The 15096-nt window shown below is 60.2% G+C and carries 14 protein-coding genes; 4 read left to right on the top strand and 10 right to left on the bottom strand.

Translation table 11 applies throughout. The features are described from left to right. Positions 1-37: 37 nt before the first annotated feature. The 6 genes from J3P93_RS00645 to J3P93_RS00620 all read right to left on the bottom strand — a co-directional run bounded on the left by J3P93_RS00645 (position 38) and on the right by J3P93_RS00620 (position 8111). Positions 38-991, bottom strand: a complete 954-nt coding sequence (locus tag J3P93_RS00645) for a response regulator (RefSeq protein WP_203420044.1) — start codon at positions 989-991, stop codon at positions 38-40. Between the two features lie 187 nt (positions 992-1178). Continuing rightward, on the bottom strand, positions 1179-1940 hold the full coding sequence (gene phoU, locus J3P93_RS00640) for a phosphate signaling complex protein PhoU (RefSeq protein WP_203420045.1): 762 nt from the start codon (positions 1938-1940) through the stop codon (positions 1179-1181). Between the two features lie 111 nt (positions 1941-2051). Next, positions 2052-2885: a phosphate ABC transporter ATP-binding protein PstB gene (pstB, locus tag J3P93_RS00635; protein ID WP_090287634.1), complete on the bottom strand. Its 834-nt coding sequence runs from the start codon at positions 2883-2885 to the stop codon at positions 2052-2054. Positions 2886-2978: 93 nt separating this feature from the next. Further along, the gene (gene pstA / locus J3P93_RS00630) at positions 2979-4649 is read right to left on the bottom strand and encodes a phosphate ABC transporter permease PstA (RefSeq protein WP_203420046.1); all 1671 of its coding nucleotides are present in this window, start codon (positions 4647-4649) and stop codon (positions 2979-2981) included. Positions 4650-4665: 16 nt separating this feature from the next. After that, positions 4666-6699 carry an ABC transporter permease subunit gene (locus tag J3P93_RS00625; protein WP_197677995.1) on the bottom strand — a complete coding sequence of 678 codons (2034 nt, stop codon included), beginning with the start codon at positions 6697-6699 and terminating at the stop codon, positions 4666-4668. 413 nt (positions 6700-7112) lie between these two features. Continuing rightward, a complete protein-coding gene (locus J3P93_RS00620; RefSeq protein ID WP_090287642.1) occupies positions 7113-8111 on the bottom strand; it encodes a phosphate ABC transporter substrate-binding protein PstS in 999 nt (332 codons plus the stop codon). Between the two features lie 187 nt (positions 8112-8298). Here J3P93_RS00620 and J3P93_RS00615 point away from each other — a divergent pair, with 187 nt between their 5' ends. Together J3P93_RS00615 and J3P93_RS00610 are read left to right on the top strand one after the other, a co-directional pair. Continuing rightward, complete coding sequence (locus tag J3P93_RS00615) at positions 8299-9357, top strand: helix-turn-helix domain-containing protein (RefSeq protein WP_434594238.1); 1059 nt, start codon at positions 8299-8301, stop codon at positions 9355-9357. Next, the gene (locus tag J3P93_RS00610; RefSeq protein ID WP_434594236.1) at positions 9354-9854 is read left to right on the top strand and encodes a type II toxin-antitoxin system VapC family toxin; all 501 of its coding nucleotides are present in this window, start codon (positions 9354-9356) and stop codon (positions 9852-9854) included. The genes J3P93_RS00615 and J3P93_RS00610 overlap by 4 nt, the downstream gene beginning before the upstream one ends. A gap of 8 nt (positions 9855-9862) precedes the next feature. Here the strand turns inward: J3P93_RS00610 and J3P93_RS00605 are convergent, their stop codons facing one another. Further along, positions 9863-11161, bottom strand: coding sequence for an MFS transporter (locus J3P93_RS00605; protein ID WP_090287649.1), 1299 nt, complete (start codon positions 11159-11161; stop codon positions 9863-9865). Between the two features lie 377 nt (positions 11162-11538). Here J3P93_RS00605 and J3P93_RS00600 point away from each other — a divergent pair, with 377 nt between their 5' ends. Both J3P93_RS00600 and J3P93_RS00595 read left to right on the top strand, forming a co-directional pair. Next, positions 11539-11943 (top strand): acyl-CoA thioesterase, encoded by a 405-nt coding sequence (locus J3P93_RS00600; RefSeq protein WP_003229628.1) that lies wholly within the window; start codon positions 11539-11541, stop codon positions 11941-11943. A 57-nt stretch (positions 11944-12000) separates the two neighbouring features. Continuing rightward, positions 12001-12900: a D-hexose-6-phosphate mutarotase gene (locus tag J3P93_RS00595; protein ID WP_434594232.1), complete on the top strand. Its 900-nt coding sequence runs from the start codon at positions 12001-12003 to the stop codon at positions 12898-12900. A 124-nt stretch (positions 12901-13024) separates the two neighbouring features. Here J3P93_RS00595 and J3P93_RS00590 read toward each other — a convergent pair whose 3' ends face one another. The 3 genes from J3P93_RS00590 to J3P93_RS00580 all read right to left on the bottom strand — a co-directional run bounded on the left by J3P93_RS00590 (position 13025) and on the right by J3P93_RS00580 (position 15094). Beyond that, complete coding sequence (locus J3P93_RS00590; RefSeq protein ID WP_090288674.1) at positions 13025-13561, bottom strand: DUF3299 domain-containing protein; 537 nt, start codon at positions 13559-13561, stop codon at positions 13025-13027. 93 nt (positions 13562-13654) lie between these two features. After that, a complete protein-coding gene (locus J3P93_RS00585) occupies positions 13655-13900 on the bottom strand; it encodes a GlsB/YeaQ/YmgE family stress response membrane protein (protein ID WP_208939209.1) in 246 nt (81 codons plus the stop codon). 111 nt (positions 13901-14011) lie between these two features. Next, positions 14012-15094: a 5-(carboxyamino)imidazole ribonucleotide synthase gene (locus tag J3P93_RS00580; RefSeq protein WP_434594229.1), complete on the bottom strand. Its 1083-nt coding sequence runs from the start codon at positions 15092-15094 to the stop codon at positions 14012-14014. Positions 15095-15096 lie beyond the last annotated feature (2 nt).

Here is a 15096-nt window from a genome sequence, read left to right as displayed (position 1 = left end):
GCAGAGCGTGGGAACGATCATTGTCAGGCGACGAAGATCACGCGCCGGGGACGAAATGCTTCTGCGCCGTGCCACGGGCAATCAGGCGGGAGATGTAGTCGAGCTTCTGCGCGTCCTGATCGACGAAGCGGAACGTCAGTTGTAGCCATTCGCTGTCTGGCTTCTGCTCAACCGCGACAACCGCGTGCAGGTAACCGTTGAGGCGCGCGACTTCGGCGTTGTCGCCCTGCTCCAGATCGAGCACGGCGCTGTCGAGGATCTGCGGCAGGGTCTCGGTGCGCTTCACCACCAGCAGCGCTTCCTTGATGCTCAGTGCCTTGATCACGCATTGCTGGGTGCCGCTCGGCAGGCGCAACTGGCCCTGACCGCGACCACCGACCGGCGCTTTCGACGCGGCAGGTGCCTGCACCGGCGGCGCGTTGAGCAAACCGCGCGATGGCGCAGCAGCGGCTGCCGGAGCCGCCGCAGCAGGCTTGGCAAACGGGTTGGCCGCCGCAGCCGGGGCAGCACCGACCACCGCAGGCTTGCCGCCGGTCAGTGCGCTCAGCGAATCGTTGCCGAACGCCGAGTTCATCTTGGTCGGCGCGCTGTTCATCAGGGTGTCGAGCTTGCCGACCTTGTTCAGCGCCTGCTTGACCTTGGTCAGCAACTGTTCATTGGTGAATGGCTTGCTGACGTAGCCGGACACACCAGCCTGAATCGCCTGCACGACGTTTTCCTTGTCGCCCCGGCTGGTCACCATGACGAACGGCATGGTCTTGAGATTGTCCTGCTCGCGGCACCAGGTCAGCAGCTCGAGGCCGGACATTTCCGGCATTTCCCAATCGCACAACACCAGGTCGAAAGCTTCTCTGGCCAGCATGGCCTGGGCCTTTTTGCCGTTCACGGCGTCCTCGGTGCGGATCCCCGGGAAGTAATTACGCAGGCACTTTTTCACCAGGTCACGAATGAACGAAGCATCGTCCACGACCAACACACTGATCTTGCTCATCCAACACCCCTATTAAAATCCCGGCAAGCATAACGCTGGCTGATGGCACATTGCCAAAACTCTTCAGTCACGCCGGGACTTTTCGTTCGCGGGTGCTGCTTTTTAATTCGCTTTTCAATTCGGCCGCCTGTGAAAAGCACAAACAAAAACGCCCGGCCAAAGGGCCGGGCGCTTTTCTCAGGCAATCTTACTTATCGTCAGTTTCGCCCGGAACATTAGCGGTTTCGGCACTGGTGCCTTCAACTTCTTCCTTCATGCGCTTGAGGCCCATGTGCCGCACGTCGGTGCCGCGGACCAGGTAGATCACCAGTTCCGAGATGTTGCGCGCGTGATCGCCGATGCGCTCCAGCGAACGCAGGACCCAGATGATGCTCAGCACCCGCGAGATAGAGCGCGGGTCTTCCATCATGTAGGTCGCCAGCTCGCGCAGGGCGGTTTTGTATTCGCGGTCGATGATCTTGTCGTACTGCGCCACCGACAGTGCCAGATCGGCGTCGAAACGCGCGAACGCGTCCAGCGCATCGCGGACCATGTTGCGCACCTGGTCGCCGATGTGGCGAACCTCGACGTAACCGCGCGGCGCTTCGCCTTCTTCGCACAACTGGATGGCACGGCGGGCGATCTTGGTCGCTTCGTCGCCGATGCGCTCAAGGTCGATCACCGACTTGGAAATGCTGATGATCAGACGCAAGTCCGACGCTGCCGGCTGACGACGAGCAAGAATGCGCAGGCATTCTTCGTCGATGTTGCGTTCCATCTGGTTGATCTGGTCGTCGATCTCGCGCACTTGCTGAGCCAGACCGGAGTCGGCCTCGATCAGCGCCGTGACGGCGTCGTTGACCTGCTTCTCGACCAGCCCGCCCATGGCCAGCAGGTGGCTGCGCACTTCTTCCAGTTCGGCGTTGAACTGCGCGGAAATGTGATGGGTTAAACCTTCCTTCGAAATCATGATTTGCTCCGCAAAAGCCATGAGCTGCAAGCTACAAGCTGCAAGCTGATTTGTGTCGTACTCGAACCGCTCTTTCTTGCCGCTTGAAGCTTGCGGCTTGCAGCTGTTCGGTCAGCCATAGCGACCGGTGATGTAGTCTTCGGTCTGCTTCTTCGCCGGATTGGTGAACAGGGTATCGGTATCGCCGAATTCCACCAGTTTGCCCATGTACATGAACGCCGTGTAGTCGGACACCCGCGCCGCCTGCTGCATGTTGTGCGTGACGATAACGATGGTGAACTTGGATTTCAGCTCGTAGATCAGCTCTTCGACCTTCAGCGTCGAGATCGGGTCGAGTGCCGAGCACGGTTCGTCGAGCAGCAAAACTTCCGGTTCAACCGCGATGGTACGGGCGATCACCAGACGCTGTTGCTGACCACCGGACAGGCCAAGCGCCGAATCATGCAGACGGTCTTTGACTTCGTCCCACAGCGCCGCGCCCTTCAATGCCCACTCAACCGCTTCGTCGAGGATGCGCTTCTTGTTGATGCCCTGGATACGCAGGCCGTACACCACGTTTTCGTAGATGGTCTTCGGGAACGGGTTGGGCTTCTGGAACACCATGCCGACGCGACGACGCAGCTCGGCAACGTCTTCGCCCTTGCGATAGATGTTGTTGCCGTACAGGTTGATCGCGCCTTCAACGCGGCAGCCGTCAACCAGATCGTTCATGCGGTTGAAGGTGCGCAGCAAAGTCGACTTGCCGCAACCGGACGGGCCGATGAACGCGGTCACGCGCTGCTTCGGAATGTTCATGCTGACGTCGAACAGCGCTTGTTTCTCGCCGTAGTACAGGCTCAGGCCGGGCACTTCGATGGCCACGGTTTCCTGCTCGAGGTTCAGGCTCTGCTTGTCGCGGCCCAGGGCAGACATGTTGATGCCGTGGCTGTGTGTTTCGTGCTGCATGGGTCTCACTCCGTTCGTAGCTGCAAGCTTCTGGCTGCAAGCTGCAAGTTTGAGCAAAAGCGGCTTGTGGCTTGCCGCTTGTGGCTAATGGCTTTAGCTATCCAGTGCTTTGTACTTTTCGCGCAGGTGGTTGCGGATATACACCGCCGACAGGTTCAACGTCGCGATCACCAGCACCAGCAACAGCGCCGTGGCGTACACCAGCGGACGGGCCGCTTCGACGTTCGGGCTCTGGAAGCCGACGTCATAGATGTGGAAGCCCAGGTGCATGATCTTCTGGTCCAGGTGCAGGTACGGGTAGTTGCCATCCACTGGCAGCGACGGCGCCAGTTTCACCACGCCCACCAGCATCAGCGGCGCCACTTCACCGGCGGCACGGGCCACGGCGAGGATCATGCCGGTCATCATTGCCGGGCTGGCCATCGGGATAACGATCTTCCACAGCGTCTCGGCCTTGGTTGCGCCCAGTGCCAGCGAACCTTCACGCACGGTACGCGGGATCCGCGCCAGACCTTCTTCGGTCGCCACGATCACTACCGGCACTGCCAGCAGCGCCAGCGTCAGCGAGGCCCACAGCAGACCCGGCGTACCAAAGGTCGGTGCCGGTAGTGCTTCAGGGAAGAACAAGCGGTCAACCGAACCACCGAGCACGTAGACGAAGAAGCCCAGACCGAACACGCCGTAAACGATCGCCGGTACACCGGCAAGGTTGTTTACCGCGATACGAATCACACGCGTCAGGGTGTTCTGTTTGGCGTATTCACGCAGGTACACCGCCGCCAGTACGCCGAACGGGGTGACGATCATCGCCATGATCAGGGTCATCATCACGGTGCCGAAGATCGCCGGGAAGATCCCGCCCTCGGTGTTCGCTTCACGCGGGTCATCCGAGAGGAATTCCCAGATCTTGCTGAAGTAGAAGCCGACCTTGGTCAACGTGCTCATGCCGTTCGGCTGGTAGGCATGCACGACTTTGCCCAGACCGATTTCGATTTCCTTGCCGTTGGCGTCACGGGCGGTCAAGGCGTCGCGGTTGAACTGTGCATGCAGATCGGACAGACGCGCTTCGATGTCTTTGTAGCGCGCGTCCAGCTCGGCGCGCTCGGATTCCATGTCCGCTTGCGCGGTGGCGTCGAGCTTGCCTTCCAGCTCGAGTTTGCGACCGTGCAGACGGATGCGCTCGAGGCCGGCGTTGATCGCGCCAATGTCGGTTTTTTCCAGCGTCTTCAGTTGAGCCGCGAGATCGTTGACCCGATCGATGCGCGCTTGCAGCTCAGGCCATGCGGCCTCGCCTTCGGCGATGACCTTGCCGTCCTGTTTGACGTTGACCAGGTAGCCGTAGAAATTGCCCCACTCGCGACGCTCGATCGCCATCAACTCGGGCGGCGTGGTCTGCTTGGTCAGCCAGTCGCCGACGATCCACGTGAAGTCGTTGCCGTTCAGGTCGCGGTTGCCGACCTTGACCAGCTCGCGGGTCATGAATTCCGGACCTTCGTCAGGCACCGGCAGGCCGGCACTCTTCAGACGGGCACGCGGCACTTCTTCTTTCTGCACCACTTCGCCGACGATCAGGTGATTGGCCTGGCCGGGTACGTCGTAATGCGCGTGGATCAGGTCCGCCGGCCAGAAGTGACCGAGACCGCGCACGGCAATCACCGCCAACAGGCCAATGGTCATGATGACCGCGATGGACACCGCGCCACCGCTGATCCAGACGCCCGGGGCGCCGCTCTTGAACCATCCTTTCAGGGAGTTCTGTTTCACAGACTTCTACCTTTGCTTAAAGCGACGAGTATTTCTTGCGCAGACGCTGACGAATCAGTTCTGCCAGGGTGTTCATGACGAAGGTGAACAGCAGCAGCACCAGCGCCGAGAGGAACAGCACGCGGTAGTGGCTGCCGCCGACTTCCGATTCAGGCATTTCCACTGCAACGTTGGCGGCCAGGGTGCGCAGGCCTTCGAACAGGTTCATTTCCATGACCGGGGTGTTACCGGTGGCCATCAGCACGATCATGGTTTCACCGACTGCGCGGCCCATGCCGATCATCAGCGCCGAGAAAATCCCCGGACTGGCGGTAAGGATGACCACGCGAGTCATGGTCTGCCACGGTGTAGCACCGAGGGCCAGCGAACCGAGGGTCAGGCCGCGTGGCACGCTGAACACGGCGTCTTCAGCGATCGAGTAGATGTTCGGGATCACCGCGAAACCCATGGCCAGGCCGACCACCAGAGCGTTGCGCTGGTCGTAGGTGATGCCCAGGTCGTGGGAAATCCACATGCGCATGTCGCCGCCGAAGAACCAGTTCTCCATGAACGGGCTCATGTACAGCGACAGCCAGCCCACGAACAGGATCACCGGAATCAGCAGTGCACTTTCCCAGCCGTCCGGGACTTTCAGGCGGATCGATTCAGGCAGGCGGCTGAAGGTGAAACCGGCGACGAGGATGCCGATCGGCAACAGCATCAGCAGGCTGAAGATGCCCGGCAGATGCCCTTCCACATACGGCGCGAGGAACAGACCGGCGAAGAAACCGAGGATCACCGTCGGCATGGCTTCCATCAGTTCGATCACCGGCTTGACCTTGCGGCGCATGCCCGGGGCCATGAAGTACGCGGTATAGATCGCAGCGGCAACGGCCAGTGGCGCGGCCAGCAGCATCGCGTAGAACGCGGCTTTCAGGGTGCCGAAGGTCAGTGGCGACAGGCTCAGTTTCGGCTCGAAATCGGTGTTGGCGGCGGTCGATTGCCAGACGTACTTGGGCTCGTCGTAGTTCTCGTACCAGACCTTGCTCCACAACGCGCTCCACGACACTTCCGGGTGCGGGTTGTCGAGCAGCAACGGTTGCAGCTTGCCGCCGGCTTCGACGATCACCCGGTTGGCGCGCGGCGACAGACCGAACAGGCCCTGGCCGTCGACAACCTGATCGACCAGCAGCGTGCGGTGCGCGGTGCTGTGAAACACCCCAAGCTTGCCGCTGGCGTCGAGGGCGAGGAAGCCTTTGCGGCGTTCTTCGGCAGCGATTTCAACGATGGGCGTGCTGCCCATCTGGAACGTGCGAATCTGCTTCAGGCGCTGCTCGCCATCGGTGTCACGGGCCATGAACCACTGGGCAAGACCGCCCTTGGAGTCGCCGATGATCAGCGAGATACCACCGACCAGTTGCGTGGTCGCGGTGACTTCGGCGTCAGCATTTTCCAGCAGCTTGTAGCGACCGTTGAGGCTCTTGTCGCGCAGGCTGAAGACATCGGCCTGAGCGCGACCGTTGACCACGTACAGCCACTGCTGACGCGGGTCGACGAAGATGTTTTTCACCGGCTCAGTCATCTGCGGCAGATCGATACGCTGCTGCTCGTTGGTGACTTCGCCGGTCATCAGGTTTTCTTCGCTGGTCAGCGACAGAACATTGAGTTGCGAACCGGTAGAGCCCACCAGCATCAGGGTCGTATCGGTGGCATTGAGGCTGACATGCTCCAGCGCGCCGCCGCTTTCGTTCAGCGCAATCGGTGTCTCACCGTACGGGTACTCGATGGCCGGCGTGATGGTTTTCTTGCCATCGGGGTAGCTGACTTTATAGGTGTGACGGAACACCAGCGCCTGACCGTTGGACAGGCCCACGGCCACCAGCGGATGACCCGGTTGATCTTCACCGATGGACGTCACGCTGGCGCCGGCCGGCACCGGCAGATCGACGCGCTTGAGTTCAGCGCCACTGTCGATATCGAAGAACAACGCCTGCCCCTTGTCGGAGACGCGCATCGCCACCTGATTCTGCTCTTCGAGCGAGATCATCAGCGGCTTGCCGGCGTCCTGCATCCAGGCCGGGGTGATCGAGTCCTTCGCGGTCAGGTCGGCACCTTGAAACAACGGCGCAACGACGTAAGCGAGGAAGAAGAAGATCAGGGTGATGGCCGCGAGCACCGCCAGGCCGCCGACGAGGACGTACCAACGGGTGAAGCGATCCTTGAGCGCGCGAATGCGGCGCTTGCGTTGCAGCTCAGGCGTATTGAAATCAATGCGCTTGGGAGGGGAAGTCGTAGTCATTGGGGAATTGGCCAGATCATTCATGCGCACACCCTAGCGATCCTGTATGACAGAAAGATGACAATGCAGTGACGCAGCAAATCCGCCACCCGGAAGGCCCGGCAGCGGAGTCGAAAATTTGGTGGTTGTGGGAGCGAGCCTGCTCGCTCCCACAAAGAGTCCGGCGTTACGCCGGGCTCGATTTGTTACTGCTTGGCGACAGAGCCGCCTTCCTGCAGACCGAGGTCAGCCAGTGCTTTGGCAGCAACCTTGGCTGGCAGCGGGATGTAGCCGTCTTTCACCACCACTTCCTGGCCCTGCTTCGACAGCACCAGTTTGACGAACTCGGCTTCCAGCGGGGCCAGAGGCTTGTTCGGGGCTTTGTTGACGTATACGTAGAGGAAACGCGACAGCGGGTACTTGCCGTTCAGGGCGTTTTCTTCGGTGTCCTCGATGAACTCGCCGCCTTCTTTCTTGGCCAGAGCAACGGTTTTCACGCTGGCGGTCTTGTAGCCGATACCCGAGTAGCCAACGCCGTTAAGCGAGCTGCTGATCGACTGCACCACCGACGCCGAACCTGGTTGTTCGTTGACGTTTGGCTTGTAGTCGCCTTTGCACAGGGCTTCTTCCTTGAAGTAGCCGTAGGTGCCGGATACCGAGTTGCGGCCGAACAGTTGCACTGGCTTGTTGGCCAGGTCACCGGTCACACCGAGGTCGCCCCAGGTCTTGACGTCAGCCTTGGCACCGCACAGGCGTGTCGAGGAGAAAATCGCATCGACCTGAGCCATGGTCAGGTGCTTGATCGGGTTGTCCTTGTGCACGAACACGGCCAGGGCATCCACGGCTACCGGGATGGCAGTCGGCTTGTAGCCGTACTTCTGCTCGAAAGCCTGCAGCTCGTTGTCCTTCATCTTGCGGCTCATCGGGCCCAGGTTGGCGGTGCCTTCGGTGAGTGCAGGTGGCGCGGTAGAGGAACCGGCGGCCTGAATCTGGATGTTGACGTTCGGGTATTCTTTTTTGTAGTTCTCGGCCCACAGGGTCATGAGGTTGGCCAGGGTATCGGAACCGACGCTGGACAGGTTGCCCGACACACCAGTGGTCTTGGTGTAGCTCGGGATAGCAGGGTCAACAGCGGCAACCGCGTTGGCAGTCGCAACGCCAGCAGCGACAAAAGTCATTGCCGCCATCAAACGCTTCAGTTTCATGCCTTACTCCTAGCAGATAGGGTGTGTTAAGTCGGGGCCAAGTATCAGCAGGCCGTGTGAACACTCTATGGCTGAAATATGACAATTGGATGAAAGGCCAGTATTGCCGCCAGCAAATAAGAAGAAACGTTTGGCGAGTTGACAAATCACTATCAGAATATAGCCTTGTCAACCACGAGGGGCCCCTATGATAAACGACCGTATTCGCCGCGCGCGCCTGCAAAGTGGCCTCACCCTTGAGGCTTTGGCCAATCAGCTCGGCGATATAACCAAACAAGCCTTGAGCAAATATGAAAAAGGGTTGAGCACTCCAGGCTCGACTCGCCTGTTGCAATTGGCCAAGGCGCTGCAGGTCAGCCCGGAGTATTTCTTCCGCGCGGATGCAATTGCGCTTGCGCCGTTGGAATTTCGAAAGCTGGCCAGGATGCCTAAATACCGCCAGGCACAAGTCGAAGAGAAAATCCGCGAACACCTCGAGCGCTACATAGCGCTCGAGGAATGTTTCAATCCTGCCGACATATATACCCCGGCGACCCCTGCACAAATGATCCCGGTGTCCTGCCTCGATGAAGCCGAGCACGCGGCTGAAGAGCTTCGCCAGGTCTGGGGAATCGGCAGCGACCCGATTGCCAGCCTCACCGAGCAACTGGAGGAGCACAGCATCAAGGTAGCGATGCTCAAAGGTCCTGAGGATTTCGATGGAGCCTGTGCTGCCGCCGGCAATGGCGAGCATGTGTTGATTGCATTGAATGCCAATCGACCAGGCGAACGCATCAGGTTTACTGCCGCTCACGAACTCGGTCACTGGGTCATGGCATTACCTGAGGACATGTCCGAGAAAGACAAGGAAAATTGCTGCCATCGATTTGCCGGGGCCTTCCTCTATCCGGCAAAAGGCGTCACCAGCGATTTCGGCAGCCATCCTCGCTCCAGAGTTCACCCAAGAGAACTGCTGATTGCCAAGCGCCAATACGGCATATCGATGCATGCGGCGCTCAGACGCCTGAAGGATCTGAAGCTGCTCAGCGAAAGTGGCTATAAGTCACTGACCATCCAGTTCAGTGCAAACGGCTGGCGCAAGTCGGAACCCGAACCTCTGCCATGCAAGCCGCCACAACGATTCGAGTCGCTGGCATTCTGGGCGCTGGCCGAAGGACTGATCAGCAAATCCAGAGCTGCTGAACTCCTGCGCAAGCCGGTAAGCGCATTGGACCCTAATTTCCTGGGTTCACTGGAGAATGCATGAGTCTGATCTACATCAGCGATACGAATATCTGGATCGACTTTAGAAATGCCGGACTACTGGAGCAAATGTTCCAACTGCCCTTCACCCTTTGTTGTACCGACTTCGTAATGCAAGAGCTCGCCGACTTCCCACATGAAGAACTGCTCAAGCGAGGATTGAGCGTCGAGTCATTTGACGAATCTGGTGTGATCAAACTTTTCGGGTTGAAAATCGAGCACAACAACAGCTCACTCGCGGACGTGTCCTGCTACTTGCTGGCGCAGGAAACGGGACGCCCGCTCTTGACTGGAGATGGCAGGTTACGGCGCCAGGCACAACGCGATGGGCTGCGGGTACACGGTGCACTTTGGTTACTGGATCTTATGGTTGAGCATAAAGTGATCAACGAACAGCACGCAGCAAATGCCTTGGACCACATGCTTGAGCACGGCGCCCGACTACCGGCTGGCGAGTGCGAAGCAAGGCTCTTGCGCTGGCGAGAGCCTTACGTAATCTGAAGCACGGATCAGCGCCCCTTCCTCCACAACCACGCACCCACCAGAATACCCATCCCGCACAGCACCGCCACATAGTAGGCCGGGCCCATCGCGCTTTCCTTGAGCAGCAGACTCACCACCATCGGCGTCAAGCCGCCGAAGATCGCGTACGCAACGTTGTACGAGAACGACAAACCACTGAAGCGCACCACCGGCGGGAACGCCTTGACCATCACATACGGCACCGCGCCGATGGTGCCGACCAGCAGACCGGTCAATGCGTACAGCGGGAACAGCCAGTCCGGGTGATCGGCGAGGCTGTGATAGAAAGTCCACGAGCTGATCAGCAGCCCAAGGCAGCCGAACACGAAGACGCGACCGGCGCCGAAGCGATCGGCCAGTGCGCCAGCGCCGATGCAACCCAGGCTGAGGAAGACGATGGCCAGGCTGTTGGCCTGCAACGCTGTGGTCGGCGAGAAGTGATAGACCGTTTGCAGCACGGTCGGGGTCATCAGGATCACCACGACCACACCGGCCGAGAGCAACCAGGTCAGCAACATCGAAATCGCGATCGCGCCGCGGTGATCACGCAGTACCGCGCGCAGCGGTACTTCTTCAGCCAGTGCCTTGCGCTGTTGCAACTCGGCGAACACCGGCGTTTCGTGCAGCCAGCGGCGCAGATAGACCGAGAACAGGCCGAACACGCCGCCCAGCAGGAACGGGATCCGCCAGGCGTAATCGGAGACTTCCGCCGGCGTATAAATGCTGTTGATCGCCGTGGCGACCAGCGAGCCGAGCAGGATGCCGGCGGTCAAACCGCTGGTGAGCGTACCGCAGGCATAGCCGATGTGTTTTTGCGGGACGTGTTCGGAAACGAAGACCCACGCCCCCGGCACTTCCCCGCCGATCGCCGCGCCCTGAATGACGCGCATCAATAGTAAGAGGATCGGTGCCCAGATGCCGATCTGCGCATACGTTGGCAGCAGGCCCATGATCAGGGTCGGCACGGCCATCATGAAAATGCTCAGGGTGAACATCTTCTTGCGACCCAGCAGGTCGCCGAAGTGCGCCATGACGATGCCGCCCAGCGGCCGGGCGAGGTAGCCGGCAGCGAAGATGCCGAACGTCTGCATCAGCCGCAGCCACTCGGGCATGTCGGCCGGGAAGAACAGCTTGCCGACCACGGTGGCGAAGAAAACGAAGATAATGAAATCGTAGAATTCCAGCGCCCCGCCGAGGGCGGACAGCGACAGGGTCTTGTAGTCATTGCGGGTCAACGGTCGTGCGGGTTGCTCGGGCTGCGCGAGGCTCGAAGGCGCTGTGGTCATGGCAAGGTCTTCTCTTATAGTCGAATCTGCCGCCACAACAACGCTGGCGGTGGCTTGGGCAGGTTCGGCACCATAGCAAATTGTTCGAAAAAGCACATAGAGGCGCGTAATTGACGGTCGAAATCAGAACCGGACGGTCGTCGCGGAGTCTACCGACCGATATACTCGCCACCTGCGCAGGTTTTGTAAGAGGTTGCTGTGCGAAAACGTTGTTGGCCCGCCCTTTGCTCGGGATTAGCCTTTTTCGCAGAGTTTCCCTTTAGGCGCCTGATGGAAAACGTGACGAACGCAGTGTGTTCGGTGTTGAATCGTTTTTCCCGAAGACGGCTACCACCCGCAATACCCACGAAGAGTCACGGGTCAGAGGCACCCCCGGCATGATAGAGCTCGAACAAGAAGATCCGATCCCGCAGGGCGACCTGGCCCTGCAAATCACCGCACTTCCACGCGAAACCAACGGCTTTGGCGATATTTTCGGCGGCTGGCTGGTCGCGCAGATGGACCTGGCCGGCACCGCGATGGCCAGTCGCGTGGCTGGTGGTCGTGTCGCCACGGTGGCCATCGACCGTATGGCGTTTCTGGTGCCGGTGGCCGTTGGCGCGCAGTTGTCCTTTTATACCCAGACCCTGGAAATCGGCCGCAGCTCGATCCAGATGATGGTCGAAGTGTGGAGCGATGACCCATTGTCCAGCGAATGGCGCAAGGTCACCGAAGCGGTCTTCGTTTTCGTCGCCATCGACGGCAGCGGACGCACTCGCTCAGTGCCGCCACGCGCGCGTTAAACCTCGCGGCCGTTTTGCGGTCGATAGTCGTCCCCAGTGTCTGATCGAGAGTTGCCCATGAACACGCCCAACGTTGAAGCCGTGAAACAGGATGAACTGAACTGCTGGCGCATCCGCCACGGCAAGGCCGAAGTGCTGGTGGCCCAGCAAGGCGCGCACATCCTCAGTTACCAGGTCGACGGCCAGCCGCCGATCATCTGGCTCAACGACAAGGCCGACTTCAAGACCGCCAAGAGCATCCGTGCCGGCGTGCCGGTGTGCTGGCCGTGGTTCGGCAAGTTCGAACGCAACCCGCAGAGCGTGCAGGCCATGTACACCGGCGCACAGCCGGCCCCCGCGCACGGCCTGGTGCGGGCGATGGATTGGGAACTGGGCGGCATCGAGTCGGAGGCTGACGGCATCAAGGTCGAGTTCAAGCTGCCGTACCCGGAAGGTGGCCTGCCAGGCTGGCCCCACGAAGTCGACCTGACCCTGACTTTGCATCTGACGGATCAGTTGAGGTACAGCCTGACCAGCCACAACCGTGGCGCCGACAGCGTGACCTTCAGCCAGGCGCTGCACACGTATTTCGCCGTCAGTGACGTGCGTAACGTGCAGGTCGACGGCGTGGCCGGGCTGGATTACATCGAGACCCTGGACGACTGGAACATTGCCAGCCAGCAAGGCGCTCTGCAGTTTGCCGGCGAAACCGACCGCATCTACCTCGACGCGCCGCCGCAACTGAGCATTGTCGATCCAACCTGGGAACGACGCATCGTGCTGACCTCGACGGGTTCACGCACCGCGGTGATCTGGAACCCATGGATCGACCGCGCCGCTGCATTGCCGGACATGGATAATGACGGCTGGCAGCGCATGCTGTGCATCGAGACCGCAAATGTGATGGATGACATCGTCACACTGGCGCCAGGAGCGAGCCATACCATGGGCGTCAGCGTCGCCGCGATACCGCTCTAATCCTCAGCGCAAAACCAGTGTAGGAGTGAGCCTGCTCGCGATAGCGGTTCGTCAGATCCAACTTGATTGACTGACACAACGCTATCGCGAGCAGGCTCACTCCTACATTTGTCTGCGGCGGTCTTTAGAGATCAGCTTCCTGCACCACCCGCACCTTGTCCGCCTCCAGCGCATACGCCGCATCAGCCAGGTCGTTGCTGACCTTCTCGATTTTCAGCGTGCCGGTCACCCACAACGGCGTGTAGATATCGTCCAGCTTCAAACCCTTCGGATAACGCACCAGCACCAGCTGATTCGGTGGCGGTGGCGGCACGTGAATGCACGCGCCCGGGTACGGCACGAGGAAGAACAGCGTGCTGCGGCCCTTGGCATCGGACTCCAGCGGCACCGGGTAACCCCCGATGCGGATGTGCTTGTCGTTCATCGATGCAACGGTTTTGGTCGAGTACATCACCGCCGGCAGACCTTTGGCCTGCTTCATTCCGCCCTTCTCGGTGAAGGTGCCGGTGGCTTCCGGGGTGTTGTGGTCGATTTCAGGCATGGCCTCGAGGGCTTTCTGATCCGACTTGGGCATCAGTTCGAGCCAGTCGGTTTCCGGCAGTTCGCCGGCGTGGGCCAAACCGCTGCCCAGCAAGAGGAGAGTCAACAAAAGACGGCGCATGAATATGCTCGGTATGGAAAGGAAGGAACGTTGAATCGCCGAGCATTCTAGCCCTCCCGGCCAGTTTGGCAGAGAGGGCTTTATCGCTTTGGATCAGTTCTTTTTGATCAGGCCGTAGATCACCAGCAGCACGATCGCGCCGACCAGCGCGCCGATGAATCCGGCACCCTCGCCCGCCTGATAAATACCCAGAGCCTGGCCGCCGTAAGTGGCCGCCAGCGAACCGCCGATACCGAGCAGGATGGTCATGATCCAGCCCATGCTGTCATCGCCCGGTTTCAGGAACCGCGCCAGCAGGCCGACGATCAAGCCGATAAAGATGGTTCCGATAATTCCCATGACATTTCCCTCTGATTTGGTAGATACGCGAAAGCCTAGCCAGAGTTTCGCATCCTGCCATGAGAGAACGGCGGCCCCTGAATGGTTCCGCCGTTGTCACATGAAACTGTCTTACTCGGCGATCAGCGCCTGGACCTTGACGATCTGCGCCTGCAGCGTGGCCATGTCGGCGCAACGCAGGTTGGCGTGGCCGACCTTGCGTCCGGCCTTGAAGGCTTTGCCGTAGTGATGCAGATGGCAGTCTTCGACGGCGATGACCTTCTCCACTGGCGGAACCACGCCGATGAAGTTAAGCATGGCGCTCTCGCCAACCTTGGCGGTCGAACCCAGCGGCAGGCCGGCTACGGCGCGCAGGTGGTTTTCGAACTGGCTGCACTCGGCGCCTTCGGTGGTCCAGTGCCCGGAGTTGTGCACGCGCGGGGCGATTTCGTTAGCCTTGAGGCCACCGTCGACTTCAAAGAATTCGAACGCCATTACGCCGACGTAATCGAGCTGCTTGAGCACACGGCTGGAATAGTCTTCCGCCAGTGCCTGCAACGGATGATTGGTGCTGGCCACCGACAATTTGAGAATGCCGCTGTCGTGGGTGTTGTGCACCAACGGATAGAACTTCGTCTCACCGTCACGCGCGCGCACGGCGATCAACGATACTTCACCAGTGAACGGCACGAAACCTTCGAGCAGGCAGGCGACGCTGCCCAGCTCGGCGAACGTACCGACCACGTCTTGCGGCGTGCGCAGGACTTTCTGGCCCTTGCCGTCGTAACCCAGGGTGCGGGTTTTCAGCACGGCCGGCAGACCGATTGCAGCAACCGCCGCATCCAGATCGGTTTGCGACTGGATGTCGGCGAAGGCCGGGGTCGGAATGCCCAGGTGCTTGAACATGCTCTTTTCGAACCAGCGGTCGCGCGCGATGCGCAGGGCTTCGGCGCTCGGGTAGACCGGTACGAATTGCGAGAGGAACGCCACGGTTTCGGCCGGGACGCTTTCGAATTCGAAGGTCACCAGATCGACTTCATCGGCCAGTTGGCGCAGATGGTCCTGATCGCCGTAATCGGCCCGCAGGTGTTCGCCCAGTGCGGCCGCACAGGCGTCCGGCGCAGGGTCGAGAAAAGCGAAGTTCATCCCCAGCGGAGTACCCGCCAGGGCCAACATGCGACCCAACTGGCCGCCACCGATTACACCGATCTTCATCT

The sequence above is a fragment of the Pseudomonas sp. R3-57 genome, from assembly GCF_051132065.1.
Lineage (GTDB): Bacteria > Pseudomonadota > Gammaproteobacteria > Pseudomonadales > Pseudomonadaceae > Aquipseudomonas.
Note: the sequence above shows the minus strand (reverse complement) of the source record. Positions and strands in the feature narration are given on the sequence as shown.

Bases quoted from the DNA above. Each gene is read 5' to 3' on its own strand.
- J3P93_RS00605 (WP_090287649.1), bottom strand. From the start codon at position 11,161: ATGACCACAGCGCCTTCGAGCCTCGCGCAGCCCGAGCAACCCGCACGA.
- pstB (WP_090287634.1), bottom strand. From the start codon at position 2,885: ATGCAGCACGAAACACACAGCCACGGCATCAACATGTCTGCCCTGGGC.
- J3P93_RS00645 (WP_203420044.1), bottom strand. From the start codon at position 991: ATGAGCAAGATCAGTGTGTTGGTCGTGGACGATGCTTCGTTCATTCGT.
- phoU (WP_203420045.1), bottom strand. From the start codon at position 1,940: ATGATTTCGAAGGAAGGTTTAACCCATCACATTTCCGCGCAGTTCAAC.
- J3P93_RS00625 (WP_197677995.1), bottom strand. From the start codon at position 6,699: ATGCAGGACGCCGGCAAGCCGCTGATGATCTCGCTCGAAGAGCAGAAT.
- J3P93_RS00620 (WP_090287642.1), bottom strand. From the start codon at position 8,111: ATGAAACTGAAGCGTTTGATGGCGGCAATGACTTTTGTCGCTGCTGGC.
- J3P93_RS00595 (WP_434594232.1), top strand. From the start codon at position 12,001: ATGAACACGCCCAACGTTGAAGCCGTGAAACAGGATGAACTGAACTGC.
- J3P93_RS00580 (WP_434594229.1), bottom strand. From the start codon at position 15,094: ATGAAGATCGGTGTAATCGGTGGCGGCCAGTTGGGTCGCATGTTGGCC.
- J3P93_RS00585 (WP_208939209.1), bottom strand. From the start codon at position 13,900: ATGGGAATTATCGGAACCATCTTTATCGGCTTGATCGTCGGCCTGCTG.
- J3P93_RS00590 (WP_090288674.1), bottom strand. From the start codon at position 13,561: ATGCGCCGTCTTTTGTTGACTCTCCTCTTGCTGGGCAGCGGTTTGGCC.
- J3P93_RS00600 (WP_003229628.1), top strand. From the start codon at position 11,539: ATGATAGAGCTCGAACAAGAAGATCCGATCCCGCAGGGCGACCTGGCC.
- J3P93_RS00610 (WP_434594236.1), top strand. From the start codon at position 9,354: ATGAGTCTGATCTACATCAGCGATACGAATATCTGGATCGACTTTAGA.
- J3P93_RS00615 (WP_434594238.1), top strand. From the start codon at position 8,299: ATGATAAACGACCGTATTCGCCGCGCGCGCCTGCAAAGTGGCCTCACC.